Origin of the sequence: Geobacillus sp. WSUCF1 (assembly GCF_000422025.1) — a bacterium.
Taxonomy (GTDB): domain Bacteria; phylum Bacillota; class Bacilli; order Bacillales; family Anoxybacillaceae; genus Geobacillus; species Geobacillus zalihae.
The window spans coordinates 1-221 of the sequence record NZ_ATCO01000331.1 but is presented as its reverse complement, the minus strand read 5'-3'; the positions used below and the strand labels follow the sequence as shown (position 1 = coordinate 221).

Here is a 221-nt window from a genome sequence, read left to right as displayed (position 1 = left end):
TTTCTTAATTATGAGAAAAACGATCATCTTGCAAAAACTAACGAAAACTATAAGCTGTTAAACAGCAACATGGCACAGCAAATTTTAAAAAAGGTCAATGAAGCCTTTAAATCTTTCTTTGGTTTAATCAGTCTTGCCAAACAAGGAAAATATGACCACAAGGCTATCAGTATTCCAAAATATCTTAAAAAAGATGGCTTCCATTCACTGATCATTGGCCA

The 221-nt window shown here is 32.6% G+C and carries 1 pseudogene; it reads left to right on the top strand.

The features are described from left to right. Positions 1-221, top strand: a pseudogene (locus I656_RS19665) (RNA-guided endonuclease TnpB family protein); the annotation flags it as partial.